Source organism: Clostridium sardiniense (assembly GCF_016907995.1).
Taxonomy (GTDB): Bacteria; Bacillota; Clostridia; order Clostridiales; family Clostridiaceae; genus Clostridium; species Clostridium sardiniense.
The window spans coordinates 128,704-149,475 of record NZ_JAFBDA010000003.1; the positions used below are offsets into that span (position 1 = coordinate 128,704).

Below are 20,772 nucleotides of genomic sequence, written 5' to 3' on the forward strand. Positions count from 1 at the left end.
ATCTCCTTTAATAAATTCGTACAGTTTTAGTTTATTAAATTTAAAATACTATTGTTACATAAATATATAACAAAATTAAAGCATCACTTATATAATTAAGCGATGCTCTAATTTAAAATAACTCTATTTATTTTTTATTTGTAATTTATAGCTTCCACTATCTGAATTTTCATATTTATAAACACATAAATAGTACTTTCCTGGCTTCGCTTTATAAGTATTAGATAACTTATTACCATCTTCTTTAGCATAAGTTACATAGTTATTTAAATCATCAGCTGAATATAGTATCCAATTCATACCTATATTATTGCTATTTTCAACTAATATATTTAAATCACTTGAGTCTTTTACATCAAAGCTATAAATATCCTTAATATCCTCACCATTTAAGTTTCCTAATATTTTGCTGTTATTACTTACTTTCATTGCACTTTTAAATTCATCATTTTTTTCAACTTCTTTTATAAATTCTTGTTGTTCTTGACCTTTATCTGTTAATGGTCCATTAACGTTTAATGTATAATCTCCAGCTTTTCCATCATAACTATATACACTAATATAGTATCTACCTGGCTTTAATGTTGCTTCACCTTCTTTTAATACATTATCATTACTAGTTGGATACATTATATACTTACTTAAATCATTTTCATTATAAACAAGCCATGTCATTCCTACTGAATTTATATTTTCCATACTAATGTTTACTTTTCCTTCTTTATCAACATCAAAATAATATTTATCAGTAGAATCATCTTTAGATAAACTTGCTTTTACAAGAATATCTGATTTTGATATTTTATTTGCTTTTTCATATGAATTATTTGGTTCTGACTCTGTAATTGTACCACTTGGAACTCGTTTAGTAATTTTAACTTTTTTACTAGTTATATTTGTTGCACCTAGATTATCAGTAACCTTTAACTTAATAGTATATTCACCTATTTTATTAAATTCATGATTAACTACTGCTTTATTAGATGTAGTACCATCTCCAAAATCCCATTCATAATTTTTAATTTGTCCATCTTCATCTTTTGAAGTACTTCCATCAAACTTTACTTCTTTTCCTATTGATGATGTATCATCTGATTTTATAACTGCTTTAGGTATTTTATTATTTTGTTTTTCATTAACATTTAAACCATGGAATACAACATCATATTGATAGTTACCATCTTTATCTACTCTGTGATTAACAAAGTATGCAGTAACAGTTTTATATCCACTCCACTCTTTATTAGATAAATCTTTTAATATATTATCTAACTTTGAGTTCATATCTTTCCAATCTGAAGCTTCACCATTACTCTTAGCCCCTGTATATGTTCCTCTTATATCATAAGTATTGAAGAATTGAGATTTTTCTTCTGTAGTAGTTACATCTTTTATGCTTGAAACCTCTTTTATATCATTACATACTTCATTGATATTTTTGTAAGGATGACTTTCTGTATAATCATCTGATACTAAAGGTACATTTAAGTTTTGAAGATTTTTTAATAAACCATCCATATAATCTTGATACTTATTATTTAAATTAGAATCACTACTCATTGATTCTATATAATCTTTATATCCTCTAGCATCATTATGTTTTATATAATCTGTCATTTTCTTAAACATATCTATATTGTTGTTATACATATAATTTGAGAATGCAAATCCATAGTGATAGAATTCCCATGACCCATATTTAGCATGAAGTAAATCATTTAAAGACATTCTACTATTTCTATCATAAGCTATATTTTGAGCTACTGATTTTCTTGGTTTTATTCCATCTGTTCTAGTTGATCCTGCAAAGAATTCTGCTGTTCCTTCTTCATACCAAGTTAATGATCCATCTTTATAGAATTCACCTTGTCCAAACATCCCTGGAACAACATATCTCGCTTGAAGATAATGAGTAAATTCATGACGGAATAATTCTTCTAAAGTATATATACTTTCCTCTGGAGTTCTTTCATATGTAAAGAATGTTCCTACTCCTTCAATATATATTCCTCCATTATCAGTACTATATCCATATAATTTTTGGTTTAACTTATACTCTTCTGGTGAGTTATATATTACTACAGTTAATACATCATCTGGATTACCTTGCTCTAATGCCTTATCATTTTGAACTACCCTCATAAATTGAGCTTTAACTTCTTTTGAAGCCCAATATAATCTCTTTATTTTTTCTTCTGATACTTTATCTCCAGCTTTGACCACAAACTTTCCGTCATCAAACTTGTAAGTTTTTGATAAATATTTATCTTTTGAATCTTCTTTTATTTTATTAAAATTTATATCTTTTCCATATTCATCTTTTCCATTAAAGTTACTATCTAAAGAACTAGCTGCTTCTATATATTGATAAGATAAATATGGATATGTATGCATTGCATCCTCTAAAGCCCTTTGTGAATATCTAGGATCCATCCTAAATTTCCCCATCCTACCGGTAAAATAAAGTGCATTATTAACAAGCCAAGCATTATCCTTATTCATTCTGTTTCCTAATAAACATAAACTCTCTAATTGATCCATATAAGGATTAATCTTACCATAAAAAATTGTATCTTTTGCGTCATAAGAGCTTGTATTATATAAAACTGAGTTAGTATAGTAATCTATTCCCTTAAGTAAATTATATACTGCATTCCCCTTTGCATTATCCTTTGCATATTCTTTAGCATTATCATTAAATTGAATAAGTATGTTTCTTGAATTATTTATAACCTCAGGATCCGCTGACGCATTCCCTATAAGTCTTCCAAGTGCTTCTACTACTCCATCTTGAGTTTTTGTACCTAGTCTAAAATTACTATTAGATTCAATAGCTTTCATAGCAGGTAAACATCTATTCTTAAACTCTACAGTGTTTAAGTATGATAACTGATTATTATAATATCCAAGATAATATCCGGCTCTTAAGAATTCTACTAAAGTTGGTATACCTTTATTATCAGTACTTGTATAACTTCTACCACTATCCTCTAGTGCATATATAATAGCTTGTACACGGTCTTTATTATTAAAGAACTTATACGAACTATCACTAAATTCAAATAAACCTGGGACATTTTCATAACTTATTTTTTTTATTACTGAAACTAAGTCACTATAGTTCATTCTATTTAATTCATCCAATGTATAATTTCTACTTTTATTATTACTTTGAACTTTAGTTGCATAGCCTTGTGGAATATTATTAGTTGGTACTACATTTTTATATACATCTTTTTTAATTAAGTCATTACTACTAACTTCTCTAGTTAATTCTGTATTATTGACTTGATTTTTCTGTGCTGCAAATACAGGAATTGAACTATTGAATAAAAGAAATGCTGTTAATGTTAATGCTACCCCCCCTTCTCTAATTAGTTTTAACTTGTTTGGTTTTTCTTTAAATTCTTTCTCTTTTGTAATCATAAAATCCTCCTATGTAAAGTAATTATTTATATAAATATCCTTTTAATTTATAAAAGCATATTACATACACCAATCAGTTTATATAATTGATTTTACTTTTAAATTTATTTTTTAATTAAACTATATTTACAATTAAAAATATGTTAAATACTTCACAAGTATATCACTATATCTTAAATAATTCATAAGAAATAGGTGAAATCGTACTACTATTTAACATTTTATATAAAATTTGTACAAAAAAAGAGCCTATATACATAGACACTCTTTTTTTATATTGTCTACTATATAGGCTTCAGTTTAATTCATTAAAACTCATTTTTATTATTTATTTCATCAATTTACATATAGCATTTGTAAAATCAACTGGGTCTTTTATATCAATTCCTTCTATAAGTAATGCTTGATTATATAATAAATCTGTATATAGCTTAAACTTATCTTTATCATGCTCATATGCATCTTTTAATGCTTTAAATACATCATGATTTATATTTATTTCTAAAACTTTATCTGCCTTTACACCTGGACTGTTAGGCATAGCATTTAGAATTTTTTCCATTTCAAGAGTTATCTCACCCATAGTTGATAAACATACTGGATGATTCTTTAATATCTTTGATTCTTTTACGCTTGTAACTTTATCATTCAATAGATCCTTCATAGCTTCAAAGATTTCTTTATTTTCTTTTTCATCTGCTTCTGATACTTCTTTATTATCTTCTGATTCTATTCCTAAGTCTCCGCCAGATACTGATCTAAATTCTTTATCTTTATACTTAATAAGCATCTTTATAGCAAATTCATCTACATCTTCAGTAAAGTATAGAACTTCATATCCTTTATCTAATAATGCTTCTGTTTGTGGAAGTTTTTCAATTCTCTCATTTGATTCTCCAGTTGCATAGTAGATATATTTTTGATCTTCTTTCATTCTTTCTACGTATTCATCTAGTGTAACTAATTTCTTTTCTTTTGATGAGTAGAACATTAATAAATCTTGTAGCACTTCTTTATTTGCTCCAAAGTCATCATATACACCATATTTTAATTGTCTTCCAAATGATTTATAGAATTTTTCATACTTTTCTCTTTCATTCTTTAGCGTGTTCTTTAATTCATTTTTTATCTTATTTTTAATATTTTTAGCTATAAGTCTTAGTTGTCTATCATGCTGTAACATTTCTCTTGATATATTAAGAGATAAATCTGGTGAGTCCACTACCCCTTTAACAAAACCAAAGTAATCAGGCAATAAGTCTCCACACTTATTCATTATTAGAACACCATTTGAATATAATTCTAATCCTTTTTCATATTCTTTTGTGTAGAAATCATATGGAATATTTTCTGGTATAAATAATATTGCATTATAACTTATCATACCATCAACACTTATATGAATATGTTTTAAAGGTTTATCAAATCCATAATGTTTTTCTAAATAGAAATTATCATAATCTTCATCAGTAAGTTCTTTCTTATTCTTTTTCCATATAGGAACCATGCTATTTACTACTTTAAGTTCTTTAACTTCTTCGTATTCATCTTCACTACCTTTTTTAAGCTTTTTAGTAGTTATATCCATCTTTATTGGATATCTTATAAAATCTGAATACTTCTTGATCATTGCTTGTAATTTATATTCATTTAAGTATTGATCATAATCTTCATCTTCTAAATTTTCTTTTATCTTAAGAATAACTTCTGTACCTACACTATCTTTAGTGCAAGGTTCAATTGTATATCCATCTTCCCCTTCTGATTCCCACTTGTAAGCTTCACTACTTCCAAAGGCCTTACTTATAACAGTAACTTTATCAGCTACTAGGAATGCTGAATAAAATCCAACACCAAATTGACCTATTATATTGTGTTCATCATTAACTTCATTTTCTTTCTTAAACTTTAGTGACCCACTTTGAGCTATAACACCAAGGTTATCTTCAAGATCTTCTTTTGTCATTCCAATACCAGTATCACTAATTGTTAGTGTTCTGTTTTCTTTATCAGGAGTTATCTTAATGTAGTAGTCATCTTTATTAAATTTTATGGAATCATCTACTAATGCTTTATAGTAAATTTTATCAATGGCATCACTTGCATTAGATATAAGCTCCCTTAAAAATATCTCTCTATTTGTATAGATTGAGTTAATCATAAGGTCTAATAATCTTTTAGACTCTGCTTTAAATTGTTTCTTTTCCATATCTAATTCTCCCTTCATAATAAAAACATTTACTAAATTACATATTGTAATAATTTATTTAAACCTTATAATTAGCACTCTAATCCAGAGAGTGCTAACCATACTTTTTATATAACATATTTTTAATTTTATGTCAATAAAAGTTACATTATATACATTATATATTAAAATTTCTAAATAGTAGTTGCTTAACAATTGTTATATAATGTTATTAGCTAAATATAGAAGTTAGAGGGGATACATAATGCAAAAGAAAAAACTAATAGTAATAATTTTAGGAATATGTGCAATAGCCGTAATTGGAGGATTTTCATTTAACTATTATAGGAAGGAAACTAAATTTTCTAATTATATAAGCACTGCAAATAAACTTATATCTGACGGAAACTATTCTGAAGCTACCTCAATGATAAATGAGGCTAAGGAAATAAAAGATTCTACAGAAGTAAAAGAAGCCGAAAATTTACTTAAGTTAACTGAAGAACAATCAAAAATATATGACGAAGGACTAAATCTAGCTAAACAAGAAAAATACACAGAAGCAATAAATGTTCTAGAAAAAATCGATAGTAATGCTACTCAAATAAAAGATAAGGCTAATAAAGAAATAGCCTCACTAAAAAATAAACTGATATCAACATATGTTGATAATGCAACTAAGTTTATAGATAAATCTGATTTTACAAATGCTAATAAGGAGATAGATAAGATTGCATCTATCAATAGTAATGATAGTAATATACAAAAACTAAAAGATTCAATAGATTCAAAAAAGAAAGAGCTTGTAGCTACTTATAAATCAAAAGCGACTGAAGCAATTAAGAATAATAATTTTAATGATGCTAATAAATCAATTAACAAACTTCAATCTATAGGCGCTAATGATGAGGCTATTAAAAGTTTAAAATCTAAATTAACCGATAAAGAAAAAACTCAAAAGTATTATAACTGTAGATATAGAGGTATATCAGACACTCAAAAACAAAGTACTATGTATTTTGCAGCAGCTCCTAGTAAACCATGTATAACTAGATATTATAACCCTGATTTAATGACAGAAAAAATCTTTATAGACTTCTATCATGCCAATATTGAACCTAAATTATATGAGGGTTATTCTTATGTTTTACGTAGTACAAAGGATAATAATTATGGACTCTTATTTGTATGTGAACCTAATGAAAATTATGAGTTCAATATGGGCAAAATAGGTCCAGATGGATTATTAGATATATATAGTGACTCAGCTGCATACTGTGGAATACACGGTGATAAAGTTGTATACTATAGCTTACAAACTCAACAACCTATAGGACCTTTATTATTAAGATAATTATATTAATATATAGAATTATCTTTAAAGCGAGTCAAAAATGACTCGCTTTTTATTAAAAATATTATAATTAACCTCTCTTTTTTAATACACTTATGCCAGCTAAAATAAATCCTATTGCACCTGCCATAAATCCTAAATTATTTCTACCTGTATCAGGTATTGGTTTATTGTTATTAGCTCCTCCAGATTCTGTATTGCTATCATCTTTATCAGTTGTATCACCTGGTTTTGTATTTGGACCTTCCTCTTTATCTGTATCTCCATTATTTTCTTTATCATTTTTAAGTACTAATTTATCAATTGATTCCTGTAGACTTTTAACTGCCTTATCTACTTGTTCCTGATTCACACCTTTATCATTTAATATCTCTTCTGCTTCTTTTAATGCACCTTTAACTACTTTAGCTGTCTCATCTGTATATTTTGATAAGTCTAATTTTTTTGTAGTACTAACCAAATCTTTTAATTTACTCTTATCAACTTCCTTTGGAGCTTCAACAGTCCCCTCTTTAGTTATAATTTCATATATATTAGGTAATGGTTTTGATGAATCAAATTCAAGTTTTACTTCTAATATTGTTTTTTTAACATCAAATGTTTTAAACTCTTCATCAAGCTTTCCAACTTGAATCCATTTGTCATCAATACCTTTAATGCTAACTTTAGCATCGCTTATATTTTTATCATCTTGTAAAAACATTAATTCCTGAACATCTGTAACTCTACTCATCTTATAAACAATATTATCCCCAGTCTTAACTGATTCTGGAGAATATGCTGTTGATAAATCTCCATCATAAAGGTTTTTAAATTCTCCTTTTGGATTCCCTGTAACTAACTCAACATAATCATTTCCTTCATTCTGCACTGTTTTGTTAACTTCAATCTCATATAATTGAACCCAATAGCTTGAATTACCTTCTGTATTTGAACCGTTTGCTTTTATTCTAATGTATCTTGCCATTTTACCTTCAGCATTGATAGCTGCAACCATCTTTCCATTTTCTTCAACATATTTTAACTCACCTAATGAAGTCCAATTGTCTCCATCTACTGAGATCTCATATTCTGAATTTCTCATACGATCTGAAACAGCAAAATAAGATTTTATATCATAAAGAGGTATAACTGACCCTAAATCAACTTTAATATGATGTCCTTCAGCTGATGGTTTATTACTCCAATATTTTGTTTCCATATCTCCATCAATAGCATTTTCAATATTATTACCATCATGAGTTCCTATATTTTCAGAAATTGATAATTTAGCTTTATATATTGGTGTGACCTCTAACTTTTTAATATCCTGAGATATACTATTATCTGAAGTATTTATAACTCTTACAAATGTAGCGGCAACATTCTCCTTTGATGTTGCTACTCCATCTATCACTTCTGTTTCTGCCTTAATCCACTCAATTCCATTTAATGAATATTGAAGTTCTATATTGTCATAGTTATCAGATTTTAATTCTATTTTATCTAGCATCATAGCTTTTGGTATTGCAAATCCAATATAATCATTTTTATTCATCTTTATATTTGATACATCATTTATACTATATTTACCTGCTTGAGTTTTTACCTCTACTTTTTGTATATCCTTAACATTACTAATTACTTTAGATGATTTATCTCCATTTAATGTCTTTGACATCATCTCCTCAGCTTTTTTTATAGTATCAGAAACTAATGGCTTAAGAAGTTTAGTTCCAACATCAACTATATATTCTTTAGCTCCCTCTGACTCTATCCTATCTACAGTAAAATTATTCATTGAATCTAGTTTTTGCTTTGCTACTTTAGTATTAGTAATCCATTCTTTAATATTACCTTCTTCAGCTGCAATTATTGACTTCATAGCTGATATCCCTGATTCACTTAAAGCTTCATATGCTCCTAAAAATGGTGTGATTTCCTTAAGTAAATTTTTATTTTTTAGTTTTGACTTTAAAGTTTTTGCATCAGATTTTAAAGTGTTAAATTCATTTAATAATACAGTAGCTGCCTTCTTTATTGATTCACCCTTTTGTATTGCATTTTTAAATGAATCAATTTTCTCTTTTAAATAAACTGACTCATCAAATATAAATGGACCACTTGCTCCCCCATCATCGCTTAAGTATGAAATATTTGATGCAAATCTTTTAAATTCTTCTGATGCTTCTGGAACAAGTTCCTCAATAGATCTTTCCCAACTTTTCTGATATTTAAATTCATTTGTATTCCATGTATAATCTGCAATACTATATAAAGCTACCTTTGAAGCTTCTGCTTGATTCATAGGATTTGAGAAAAATCCAGTAACATTATCTAAATCTGGATTTAAATTAGGCATCGGTGCCATTAAAAGCTTAGAATCACAATAATCATTTACTGGATAGTTCCACCAAACGGCAACATCTTTATCTACTCCTGTAGCGGTCTTTGGCCATTCAAATACCTCTTTAGATACATTTGACATAGTAGCATGTCCAGTCCACATCACTTCAATATCCTTATCTAAAGTCTGCATAAATGGTTTAAAATATCTATCTATATTAGGCCCCCAAGCTGAATTATATCTTGCTGAAATAACTATCATAGGTGCAACATCACCTTTAGCTTTAACAAACTCTTTATTTATTCTATTAATCCACTCAGCCTGAAGCTTCCCTCTACTCCAATCATCAGTATCATCAAATAATACGCCAAATTGACGAACTCCCAAGCTATAAAGCTGTTCAAATTTATTAATTATAGCTTTATAATCTTCATCTGTAAATTGAAGCGTTGCACCTGGGTGGATTGTCCAACAAAAATTCAAATTATTATCAGTCCCTGCCTTTGCAAGTTCTGCAATTTCTTTTGCCTTATCTTCTGGATATAACTTTTTCCACTCTGCTCTATGATATATGTCATCTTTTGGAGCATATATATAGGTATTCATTTTATATTCACTAGTATCTTTCATAAGGCTTTTTCTATCTTCATGACTCCAAGGAGTTCCATAAAATCCTTCAATAAATCCTCTATGCTTAATCTCTGGATTATCTGATATAACAACCTCAGCTATTTTATTTGAACCAGTTGATTGATCTAATATTTGATCTAATGTTAATACACCATAATAAACACCATCTTTATCAGTTCCCGTAATTTTTATAATTCCATTTTTATTTACATCATCACTTGTACTAAGTATATATCCCTCTTCCTTTTTAAGAGTTCCTAATTTATCAGATATTCCTTCAGTACAATCATCACAATGTTCTTTATCAGATGATAAAATTATATTTGCTTTTTTATCATCTACTTTTTCAGTTACTTCATATGAAATCTTATGTTTATCTAGACTCTTCTTAAGTCTCGGTAAAGTAGCTTTTTCTTGTTCTCCATGAACAACAATATTTACCTTTCCTTTAAGTTTAAACTCTTCTTGTGATTTATACTCTATCTTCTGAGGCAATGGATATATATCAAGTTTTTTATTAACTATATCCACAGGTTCTTTAGTCGCTGTCATTCCATAAGCTAATGGTGTTGCAAAAGTAGTAATTCCAAGTGATAGAAAACATGTAGTTGCTACCCCTATCTTCAAAGCTTTTTTCTTTTTATTTCTAAGCATATTATTTCTCCTTAAATTTATTATTTTATAAAACTATAAAGTTAATCATTATAATTTATTTATACAATATTTCCCATTAATTTCATATAGAATATTTTTACTTGTATTCTATTTCCTTGGAAAATTATTATTAATTTAAACTTAGAATTATATATGCACAGATAAAAAATTAAGACTATATTATCAATAATATAGTCTTAACCTTTAATATTTATTTAATTTATCTAATTACTTATCAAATAATCCTCCGCCATTACCAGTTTTAACACCCTTAGAGGCCACACTTCCTATACTCTTTTTAGCTTTCATACTATTTTTAGTACCAGAACTTTTCTTCTTCTTTTCTTCTATAAGCTTTTTCATCATTTCTATATTTTTATTCATACTATATATCCTCTTTTATAAATCCCTAATACTAGTGAGTATTGCTTGCACCAGCACTTTGCTTTCCGTATCTATCTGGTATTTTCTTTCCTGATTTTTTTGTTACCTTTGCTTTCTTTTCTTCTAAAAGCTTTTTCATCATCTCTACATTTTTATTCATTATAAAATCCTTCTTTCAATGTAGTCTTCTACATCATCTTATTTTACTTGTCTTTTATTTTAAATAAATAATATCATACATTATATTTACTTAAATCAACGAAAATCAATTCATCTAAACACTTCTAATATATTTAGTGGTATCTAAATATATTAATTATAATCATATTACTATAAATGAGTATCAATGTATAGTTTAACCTAAATTAAGAATTACATATATGAGTAGTTATTCTTATATCTAAATATTTTATATATTATTATTAAGTACTAATGTACCATCATTTATTATTGCTGGTTTGGTATAGAAAAATGATGATGTAATCATATTCTTATTTACTTCTCCATTTGCAGTTATAGTCCATGTACCACCTTCACAAGCACTAAGTATAATCCCTTTAGATTTATTTATTTTTATATCTCCATCATAAAATTGACAGCCTACAAACATATATCCAACATCAACATTATTACATACAAGAGACTCATCTAAATTATGATTAAATTGACATGAAACAGCGCTACCATGTGAATTGTTTGGATAATCAGAACCCCCAACTACATACATACCTGATTTATTTCTATTAAAAGAACAGTTAGAAAACATATTATTTCCTCCAGCATTTACGCAGCCTATATTATTCTTAGCTGAAGTTATATTTGTAAACTGAACATATTCAGCTCTTTTATCTAATGTTACTCCATAACTATTCTTTTCAAATCTACAATCTCTAACATGAAGATTCTTATAATACTGTGATATATTATTATATCCTATTTCAGTACAGTACAATCCACTTTTATCAAAACCTTCAACTAAAATATTATCTAATAATACTCGTTCACATTGCTTAACATATATCCCTATATATTCCCCTCTATTTGGACAGTACTCTTCTGTATTAAAGCCCTTTACTTTTATATTGCTTATAATAGCATTTACACCATCTCCTATAAATAGACAGTACTTATTTATAATATCTTCATTTAATACTATAGTTGAACCTAAAGTGCCTACTATATGGGTATTATTCCTTATAATCAAACTTTCAGTTAAAAACTCTCCCTTAGGTATAAATACTATCTCACCCTTATCTGCACATTCATCAATTATTGATTGTAATTTAGTATTCAGTGTGACTCCATCTCCTATACATCCTCTTTCTATTATGTCTACAAAACCCTTTTTTAAATTTTTCATCTTCATTACCTCTTTCTCATAAATTTTCTAAGAGACATAACTCTCATCTTTTATATATGCATGAAGATAAATTTACTAAAAAATAAATAAAGAAAAACCCAAATATATTTTCATACTTGGATTTTTCTTTAATAAGCTAATTATTTATAGCTTAATTTCCTTTACTTTTATTATCCTTATTTAATCTTTGTTCCACAATAAGGACAATATTTATAATCTTTTTCTAACGTTCTTCCACATGAAGGACATATATTCTTAGGTGAGTAATAGTAGTTATCAGAATGTCCATTATCTATTTCATTTAAATCCCAATATGTTATATCTACATCCTCACCATTTTCAATTTTCTTTCCTTTATCCTTTGGAATTTCATATATAGTACTACATCTATTACACTTGATATAATACATCTCATTCCATTTAAATATGGGTATAAAGAAAAACTGAAACAAACTAAATGTTTTTATAAGTTGTCCAGTAGTATTAACATTACAAACCTTACAGGGTATATTATTTAATGTTTTTATTTCTTTCTGACCACTCTCTATTCCAAATATGCCTATAAAAAACATAATTTCATCTCCATATTAAAATATTTATATAAAATAATTTTATCATAAAAATAAGAGATATAATAATTTAATATCATACCTCTTATTTCTAAATTCCATTCTATATAATTCTCAATTCAAATTATTATATTCTATATAAATTTACATACCTCTTAGATTCTTCATACTTATATCTAGTACTTTAAATGAATGAGTTAGAGCACCTGTAGATATAAAGTCCACTCCAGTTTCTGCAATATCAGTTATTGTATCTAATGTAATATTCCCTGATGCCTCTATCATAGCTCTATTATTTATAATTTTTACTGATTCTCTTAAAGTTTCTAAATCCATATTATCAAGCATAATAATATCTGCTCCAGCTTCTAGTGCTTCATTAACTTGATCTATAGTTTCTACCTCAACTTCTATCTTCCTAACAAATGGAGCTTTTTCTCTTATTAGATCGACTGCATTTCTAACTCCACCAGCAGCTGCAATATGATTATCTTTTATTAATACTCCATCATTTAGTCCAAATCTATGGTTATTTCCTCCCCCTATTGTTACTGCATATTTTTCAAATATCCTCATATTTGGAGTAGTCTTTCTAGTATCTAAAATTTTCACTTTACTACCTTCTAACCTGTCTACAAACTCTCTTGTAAGAGTTGCTATCCCACTCATTCTTTGAAGAAAATTTAAAGCTACTCGCTCTCCACTTAATATATTTTTGGTACTTCCTAGAACCTCACCAAACTTTTCACCTGATTTTACTCTATCTCCATCTTTTATATATAAGTTCACTTGTGTATCACCAAGAATTTTAAAAACTATCTTAAAAACCTCAACACCAGCTATTATTCCATCTTCTTTAGCTATTAAATCTATTACAGCCTTCTCTTTATCATTTAGTATAGCTTCTGTTGTTATATCTCCATACTGTAAGTCTTCATTAAGAGCTCTTTTTACAATATCCTCTACTAATAACCAATTCATCTCTTATATCCTCTCTTAATTCATAAATTGTTTCAGTCAAAATTCTACTATTTAAGCCTCTATAATAATCTATATCAACATACGATTTTTTTACTTTAATTGTTTTAACACCTTTTATTTCATTATTAATTTTTTTAGCACCTCTTCTTGAAAATACTAAAGCTTCTAATAATGAGTTACTAGCTAATCTATTAGCACCATGAACTCCAGTACAACTAACTTCCCCAAAAGCATATAAATTTTTCATAGATGTTTGTCCATATAAATCAACGTCTATTCCCCCCATAAAATAATGCTGAGTTGGAGCTACTGGAATAGGAGCTTTACATATATCTATTCCTCTCTCTAAACATTTCTTATATATATTAGGAAATCTATTTATTATAAAATCCCTATCCATAAAACTAATATCAAGATATACATTTTCTGAATTATTCATTCTCATTTCTTCATATATACACTTAGTCACAACATCCCTTGGAAGTAATTCATCTACAAATCTCTTACCTTTATTATTTATTAATTTTCCTCCTTCACCTCTTAATGACTCTGAAATTAAAAACTTTTTACTTCTAGATTTACCATCAAAAAGTGCTGTAGGATGAAATTGAATATAATCTAATCTGCTAACTTTTATTTCATTTCTTATTGCTACACCTATACTATCTCCTGTGAGTATTCTTTCGTTAGTAGAATTTTTGAATATACCCCCAATACCTCCAGTCGCTAATATTGTCGTTCTAGCATATATATTTATTACTTCATTGTCTTTAACACAAACTATACCAACACAAGTATTATTTACTTTTAATATATCTATCATTTCACAGTTTTCATATAAATTTATATTATCTCTAATTATCACGTTATTTAGAAGTGTATCCTCTATCTTTTTACCTGTTATATCTTCATAATAAACAATCCTATTTATGCTGTGAGCTCCCTCACGAGTAAATAATAACTCTCCATTACTCTTCTCAAACTCCATACCTAATGTTGATAATTTATTTATATTATCTATAGATTCTTCTGACAATATTTTAACTGAATCAATATTATTTTCATACTTTCCAGCCTTTAATGTATCATTTATAAATAAATTAATATCATACTCTCCTCTAGCTACAGCTATTCCCCCTTGAGCCAAAGATGTATTACATTCATCTAATTTTCCTTTTGAAATCATAGTTATATTTAAATTTTGACTTAGATTTAAAGCAGCATATAACCCTGATACTCCAGTTCCAACTATTAAAATATCAGTAACCATATCCATATTATCTTTAACCTCCAAGCTTGTGCATATTTTTTAAAGCAATACTTGCTTTTATTCTTATATCTTCTTTAAGCTCTATTTCATTTTTCATATTTAAAAGACTATTATATACATCCTCTAATCTTGTCTTTTTCATATTAACGCACATCATACTTCCACCTGGCATATAAAACTCCTTATTATCTTTAGAATCCATTTGATGAAGAACTCCTTCCTCTGTTACAATAAGAAATTTCTTATTAGAGCTTGTATTAACAAAATTTATAATCTCTCCTGTACTTCCAATAAAGTCTGATTCATCTCTAATTTCCTTTTCGCATTCTGGATGTGTAACTATTACCATATCCTTATGTATATCCTTAGCTTGTATAATTTCTTTATGCCTAACCTTTTTATGAGTTATACAGAATCCATTCCATATAATAAATTTCTTTTCAGGAACTTGTTCTTGTATATACTCTCCTAAATTTTTATCTGGCAAGAATATTATCTCTTCCTCATCTATATTTCTTATAATATTCAATGCATTAGATGACGTACAACATACATCTGATAGCGCTTTTACTTCTGCTGAAGAATTTATATAACATACAACCTTTGCTTTAGGATGTTTTTTCTTTAATTCTTCTACTTCATGTGCTTCTGCCATATCTGCCATTGGACACCCTGCATCCATTGCTGGAAGTATAACTGTTTTTTCTGGTGAAAGTATCTTTGCACTTTCAGCCATAAATTTAACTCCACAAAATACTATTACCTGCTCATTGCAATCTTTAGCTACTTTGCTAAGATAGTAAGAATCTCCAACTGCATCAGCTATATCTTGAATTTCACCCCTTTGATAATAATGAGCTAATATTTTAGCCCCTCTTTTCTTTTTTAGCTGTAATATTTTATCTTTTAAATTATTCTCCATATTATCCCCCATAAGCTAAATACTTTATATATACACTTATTTTTACAAGTGTATATACACCTATTGTATATACTATATCATCAAACTTATGGTATATCAACTCAATAATTCCTTATACTTCTAATATTTATATCCCTTACTTTAAAGTAATCTCTATTTATATAAAAATTAAAAGCACTAATTTATATTAATCAGTGCTTTACTATATATATCAAACATTTTATTCAAAAAATTCTTTAGCATAGATAACTTCTCCACTAACATTCTTCAATCCATTATCTATAAGTTCAATCGCCATAAAGTTCTCATCTGGTACTTCAAAAGGTGCTTCTATTCCCCACTTACTTGCAGGTTCATATCCAAAACGTGAATAATACTTAGAATCTCCAAGTATAATTACACTACCATATCCTAAGTCCTTTGCTATTTTGTGCCCTTCTAAAATCATCTCTCTTCCTACCCCACCCCATGATACTTAGGTAATACTGCAAGTGGTGCAAGAGCTAGTGATGTATATTCACCTATTTTTATTTTAGTAATCATAGTATGACCTATTATCTTTTCATCACTTTCTGCAACAAGTGATAACTCTTTAATAAAAGCATCACTATTTCTTAATCTATTTACAAGGTTATGCTCATTATGATCTGTATGCTCTGCATTTTCAAATGCTAATCTAACAACATCATAAACCTCATTAAAATCTTTATTATTTTCTTCTCTAATTATTATATCCATTAAACTTACCTCCCATAACCACTTAATAAATCATTTAATTCTCACTTATGTATTTGGATCCAAAACTATACTGATTATCTTGTTAGGAATTAAATATACAATTTCTCCGTTTTTTTCTCCTTTAAACTCTATTCCTTTTGATGTTTCCTTTATTAATTATACTATAATTTAACATAATGATATAAGGAATAAAAATGATGTGAGTTTAATATTACTCTATAATTAGTACTTTTAAATTCTTTAATTAGTAAAAATAAAATAATTAAAGCTGATTTCTGTTTAATACAGAAATCAGCTTTTTAGGCATAAATAAATATATAATTTTATTATTTTTCTTCAATCTTTTCAACTTCTTCAACAACTACATTGTTAGTAGTTACTTTTGCTTTATTACTATCTAACTTTTGTAGTATGATTCCTAATGAAACTAAAACAATTGCATAGAATCCATATTGAGCACAATTTGTCATATAGTAACTTATGATATTAAATGCATTCCCTTCCTTTACTAATGCACCTTGTGCAACCATTTGTGAAATATATTCGTGACAACTTACTATTGCCCAAACCATATAGATAAGTACTATTACAGCTATTATATATAGTATAATGCTTGCTATATTTATTTTTTTCTTCTTCATAATTCCTATCATCCTTTCAAATAATTTATTACTTAATAAAAAATATATTATGTTTTATATTATTTATTATATCAAAAATATCCTATATTTAGTGTGAATTAAAATTCACATAGACTTTCTTATAAATTTTAATATCAAATTATAAATAAATCTTCTAACTTTACTCTAATAATTTTTGAATCTCTTCTTCCGTTAAATTCCTATATTTACCCCTTTCTAATGTTTTATCTAATACTACATCACCAATTGCAATTCGTTCTAAGTATATTACATAACACCCTACTGCCTTTAACATACGTTTAACTTGATGCTTTCTACCTTCTGATATAGTAAGATAACACGCAACAACTGGTTGATTATACTTACTTTTATCTACATTACATAAGTTATCAATTTTTTCTTTAAAATTCTTATAAAACCCTGAATTTACAACTTTTATTTTAGCAGGCTTAGTTAATATTTCACCTTTATTAATATAAACTCCTTCTTCTAATTTCTTTATGTTTTCTTCACTCAGAGAACCTAAAGCCCAAAAGAAATAAGTCTTTTCCATATGCTTTTCTGGATACATTAATTTATGCTCAAATTCACCATCATTAGTAAATAACAATAATCCCTCTGTATCTTTGTCTAATCTACCAACGTGGAATATACCTTTTTTATCTGATTCATCAAATAAATCAAATACAGTTTTATTCTCTATGTCGCTCTTTGCAGTGATATATCCTGCTGGTTTATTAAGCATATAATATACTTTTTCAGCATAATATACTCTCTCATCAAGATATTCAATAACATCTAATTTCTCATCTATATCTATTGCAGGTATTATTACGACTTCTCCATTAACCTTAACTTTACCTTCTTTAATATAAATCCTAACTTCTTTACGCTTTCCAATAGATGCTTGTGCTAAAAATTTATCTAATCTCATATTTATCACTTCTTTTCCTTTGAATAATAATTTATATCTAGATTTATTAGATATATCCCTGAAATATAAGAAAATATTAGTTATCTATACAGTCTTTACTTAGGCTTCTTCTAACTTTCCAAAAATTCATTTAAAAATTAAACCACAAACTTCCAAAATATTTTCAACCTACAAAAACTCACTAAAAAAGATGAGTGGTAATAATATTAATCACTCATCTTTAAAATAATTATTTTCTAACAAGTCTTGCTACATTTTCTATATGTGCAGTTTGAGGGAACATATCAACCGGTTGAACCTTCTCTGTTCTATATCCAAGCTCATCTAATATCTTTAAATCTCTAGCTAATGTACTTGGATCACAAGATACATACACTACTCTCTCTGGCTTAGTTTCACCTATAGATTTTAATAATTTAATATCGCAGCCTTTTCTTGGAGGGTCAACAACTATTACATCAGCCTTAACCCCTTCATCTATAAGCTTTGGAATAACTTCTTCTGACTTACCTACAAAGAATTCTGCATTAGATACATAATTCATCTTAGCATTTTCTCTTGCATTAATTATTGCAGGTTCTACAATCTCAACTCCATAGACCTTCTTCGCCTTTTGTGATAAGAATAATGTTATTGAACCTGTTCCACAATAAGCATCAAATACAGTTTCTTCTCCTGTAAGGTCTGCATATTCTAAAGTCTTACTATATAATACTTCAGTTTGTACAGGATTTACTTGGAAGAATGAAAGTGGTGATATATTAAACTTAAACTCTCCAATATAATCTTTTATATAATCTTCTCCCCATAATGTGTAGCATTCTGGTGTAAGTATCACGTTAGTATCTCTACAGTTAATGTTAAGTATTATGCTCTTTAAACCTTCAATATGGAATTCAAGCTTTCTAATAAGCTCGTTCATATGAGTTAAATCTTTTCTAGTTGCAACTATAACTACCATTACTTCACCAGTTTTAAAACCTTTTCTAATCATTACATGTCTAAGAAGTCCTTTTTTATTAAAGTTTCCATCAACAAAAGCTGGCATTATGTTGAACTCTTCAATCCATTCTCTTGTTATCTTGCTTATTTTATTTGCATCTTCTTCTTGAATTAAGCACTCTTCTATATCTATAATATCATGGCTTCTTGGGGCATAGAAACCTAGTGCTGGCTTACCTTTAACCATACCTATAGGCAATTGAACTTTATTTCTATATTCATATGGCTTCTCTTCCATACCAATTGGATATTCAACTAAATCTTCTGAAAGACCACCTATCTTCTTAATGCAATCTTTTACTCTTTCCCACTTAAAATCTAATTGAGTTTTATAATCCATATGTTGCAATTTACAACCGCCACATCTTTTAAAATATTCACATTTAGGTTCTACTCTACCCTCTGACTTTTCTATAATCTCTAAAAGTTTTCCATAGGCAAAATTCTTATTTACCTTAACTACTTTAACCTTTACCTTTTCACCTTTTAAAGCACCTTCTATAAAAATAGGATATCCATCAACCTTAGCTATTCCTTCACCTTCATAACCCTGAGATACTATATCTAAAATGTATTCCGTGTTTTTTACAACCATTTTAATCCACCTTTTTCTTACGATTTAATATTGATTAATTATATCATAATTTTAGTATATATTGTGAGTAGCATTTACTTCTTACTTTTCCATTTAAATTTATTATAATAAATAACCTACAATAAGTTTTTAATGTAATAAAAAAGACTACTGATTTAAATCAGTAGTCAGATTTTAAACGATTACTTATGCTTTTCTAACCTTTGATGAAAGTAATATTAATCCTCCAACACTTACAAGTACAGCAGCACCTACTCCTAGTATTTTTGTAGTATTTTTCTTGTTACAAGATACTAAAGCTTTAAAATCTTTCATATTGCTACACCTCACCTTAAAATTATTCTTTCGGTAAATATGTTCTTAGTTTATATTATGATTTTACCCTCTTATTGCTTTCTTAATCTACAATTTTTATAATTTTTAAGGTTAATTTAATATGACTCTATAAAAGTTTCGCACTGAGTCTCTGCACTTTCTCTTGGCATATTACCAACTATTATTAAGTTTCTTGCTTCACATTTTCCATCACCATTATAAAAACACTTTCTAGCGCTGCAAGATACATTAGGTGAGAATTTCACTTCACCCGGTCCACTTAAAATTTGCATTATTTCACCAAAGAAATCTGTATTAGTAACAGCTTTCACTTCATTTACTATTGTATCTACCCTAAAATTACTACAATATGTTTGGCTTGATGTGTATGCACTGTCACCTTCTACTAATATATATTCTGCACCACATAATCCACCTTCATTATTAACACAATTATGTGCTGTGCATCCCAATGTATTCATT

The 20,772-nt window shown here is 27.7% G+C and carries 18 protein-coding genes; 1 reads left to right on the forward strand and 17 read right to left on the reverse strand.

Features of this window, described 5'->3' with window-relative positions; genetic code table 11:
* Positions 1-123: 123 nt before the first annotated feature.
* Positions 124-3,426: a collagenase gene (locus JOC62_RS04315; protein ID WP_204594002.1), complete on the reverse strand. Its 3,303-nt coding sequence runs from the start codon at positions 3,424-3,426 to the stop codon at positions 124-126.
* Between the two features lie 328 nt (positions 3,427-3,754).
* The gene (htpG, locus tag JOC62_RS04320; RefSeq protein WP_204594003.1) at positions 3,755-5,635 is read right to left on the reverse strand and encodes a molecular chaperone HtpG; all 1,881 of its coding nucleotides are present in this window, start codon (positions 5,633-5,635) and stop codon (positions 3,755-3,757) included.
* A gap of 244 nt (positions 5,636-5,879) precedes the next feature.
* Here htpG and JOC62_RS04325 point away from each other — a divergent pair, with 244 nt between their 5' ends.
* Positions 5,880-6,968, forward strand: a complete 1,089-nt coding sequence (locus tag JOC62_RS04325) for a hypothetical protein (RefSeq protein WP_204594004.1) — start codon at positions 5,880-5,882, stop codon at positions 6,966-6,968.
* Positions 6,969-7,038: 70 nt separating this feature from the next.
* On the opposite strand, the gene JOC62_RS04330 is transcribed toward JOC62_RS04325, so the two are convergent.
* The 15 genes from JOC62_RS04330 to JOC62_RS04385 all read right to left on the reverse strand — a co-directional run bounded on the left by JOC62_RS04330 (position 7,039) and on the right by JOC62_RS04385 (position 20,771).
* Positions 7,039-10,578, reverse strand: coding sequence for a glycoside hydrolase family 84 protein (locus JOC62_RS04330; RefSeq protein ID WP_204594005.1), 3,540 nt, complete (start codon positions 10,576-10,578; stop codon positions 7,039-7,041).
* Between the two features lie 228 nt (positions 10,579-10,806).
* Positions 10,807-10,962: a hypothetical protein gene (locus JOC62_RS04335; RefSeq protein ID WP_204594006.1), complete on the reverse strand. Its 156-nt coding sequence runs from the start codon at positions 10,960-10,962 to the stop codon at positions 10,807-10,809.
* Between the two features lie 31 nt (positions 10,963-10,993).
* On the reverse strand, positions 10,994-11,122 hold the full coding sequence (locus JOC62_RS19290) for a hypothetical protein (RefSeq protein WP_279381499.1): 129 nt from the start codon (positions 11,120-11,122) through the stop codon (positions 10,994-10,996).
* 249 nt (positions 11,123-11,371) lie between these two features.
* The gene (locus JOC62_RS04340; RefSeq protein ID WP_204594007.1) at positions 11,372-12,322 is read right to left on the reverse strand and encodes a pectate lyase family protein; all 951 of its coding nucleotides are present in this window, start codon (positions 12,320-12,322) and stop codon (positions 11,372-11,374) included.
* Between the two features lie 176 nt (positions 12,323-12,498).
* Entirely contained in the window at positions 12,499-12,894 is a 396-nt protein-coding gene (locus tag JOC62_RS04345) for a zinc ribbon domain-containing protein (RefSeq protein ID WP_204594008.1), read from the reverse strand.
* A 141-nt stretch (positions 12,895-13,035) separates the two neighbouring features.
* Positions 13,036-13,872: a carboxylating nicotinate-nucleotide diphosphorylase gene (nadC, locus tag JOC62_RS04350; protein ID WP_204594009.1), complete on the reverse strand. Its 837-nt coding sequence runs from the start codon at positions 13,870-13,872 to the stop codon at positions 13,036-13,038.
* Positions 13,829-15,148, reverse strand: coding sequence for an L-aspartate oxidase (locus JOC62_RS04355; RefSeq protein WP_204594010.1), 1,320 nt, complete (start codon positions 15,146-15,148; stop codon positions 13,829-13,831). Before JOC62_RS04355 ends, nadC begins: the two co-directional genes overlap by 44 nt.
* Before the next feature lie 7 nt (positions 15,149-15,155).
* Positions 15,156-16,064 carry a quinolinate synthase NadA gene (nadA, locus tag JOC62_RS04360; RefSeq protein ID WP_204594011.1) on the reverse strand — a complete coding sequence of 303 codons (909 nt, stop codon included), beginning with the start codon at positions 16,062-16,064 and terminating at the stop codon, positions 15,156-15,158.
* 220 nt (positions 16,065-16,284) lie between these two features.
* Positions 16,285-16,512 (reverse strand): GNAT family N-acetyltransferase, encoded by a 228-nt coding sequence (locus JOC62_RS19510; protein WP_481128547.1) that lies wholly within the window; start codon positions 16,510-16,512, stop codon positions 16,285-16,287.
* Positions 16,513-16,520: 8 nt separating this feature from the next.
* Positions 16,521-16,802 (reverse strand): GNAT family N-acetyltransferase, encoded by a 282-nt coding sequence (locus JOC62_RS19515; protein WP_481128548.1) that lies wholly within the window; start codon positions 16,800-16,802, stop codon positions 16,521-16,523.
* Between the two features lie 326 nt (positions 16,803-17,128).
* Positions 17,129-17,443, reverse strand: coding sequence for a hypothetical protein (locus JOC62_RS04370; RefSeq protein ID WP_204594012.1), 315 nt, complete (start codon positions 17,441-17,443; stop codon positions 17,129-17,131).
* A gap of 160 nt (positions 17,444-17,603) precedes the next feature.
* Positions 17,604-18,377 (reverse strand): pseudouridine synthase, encoded by a 774-nt coding sequence (locus JOC62_RS04375; protein WP_204594013.1) that lies wholly within the window; start codon positions 18,375-18,377, stop codon positions 17,604-17,606.
* Between the two features lie 229 nt (positions 18,378-18,606).
* Entirely contained in the window at positions 18,607-19,974 is a 1,368-nt protein-coding gene (rlmD, locus tag JOC62_RS04380; RefSeq protein WP_204594014.1) for a 23S rRNA (uracil(1939)-C(5))-methyltransferase RlmD, read from the reverse strand.
* Positions 19,975-20,160: 186 nt separating this feature from the next.
* On the reverse strand, positions 20,161-20,289 hold the full coding sequence (locus tag JOC62_RS19295; protein WP_279381500.1) for a hypothetical protein: 129 nt from the start codon (positions 20,287-20,289) through the stop codon (positions 20,161-20,163).
* 116 nt (positions 20,290-20,405) lie between these two features.
* Positions 20,406-20,771 (reverse strand): DUF1540 domain-containing protein, encoded by a 366-nt coding sequence (locus JOC62_RS04385; RefSeq protein ID WP_204594015.1) that lies wholly within the window; start codon positions 20,769-20,771, stop codon positions 20,406-20,408.
* Position 20,772: the final 1 nt, after the last annotated feature.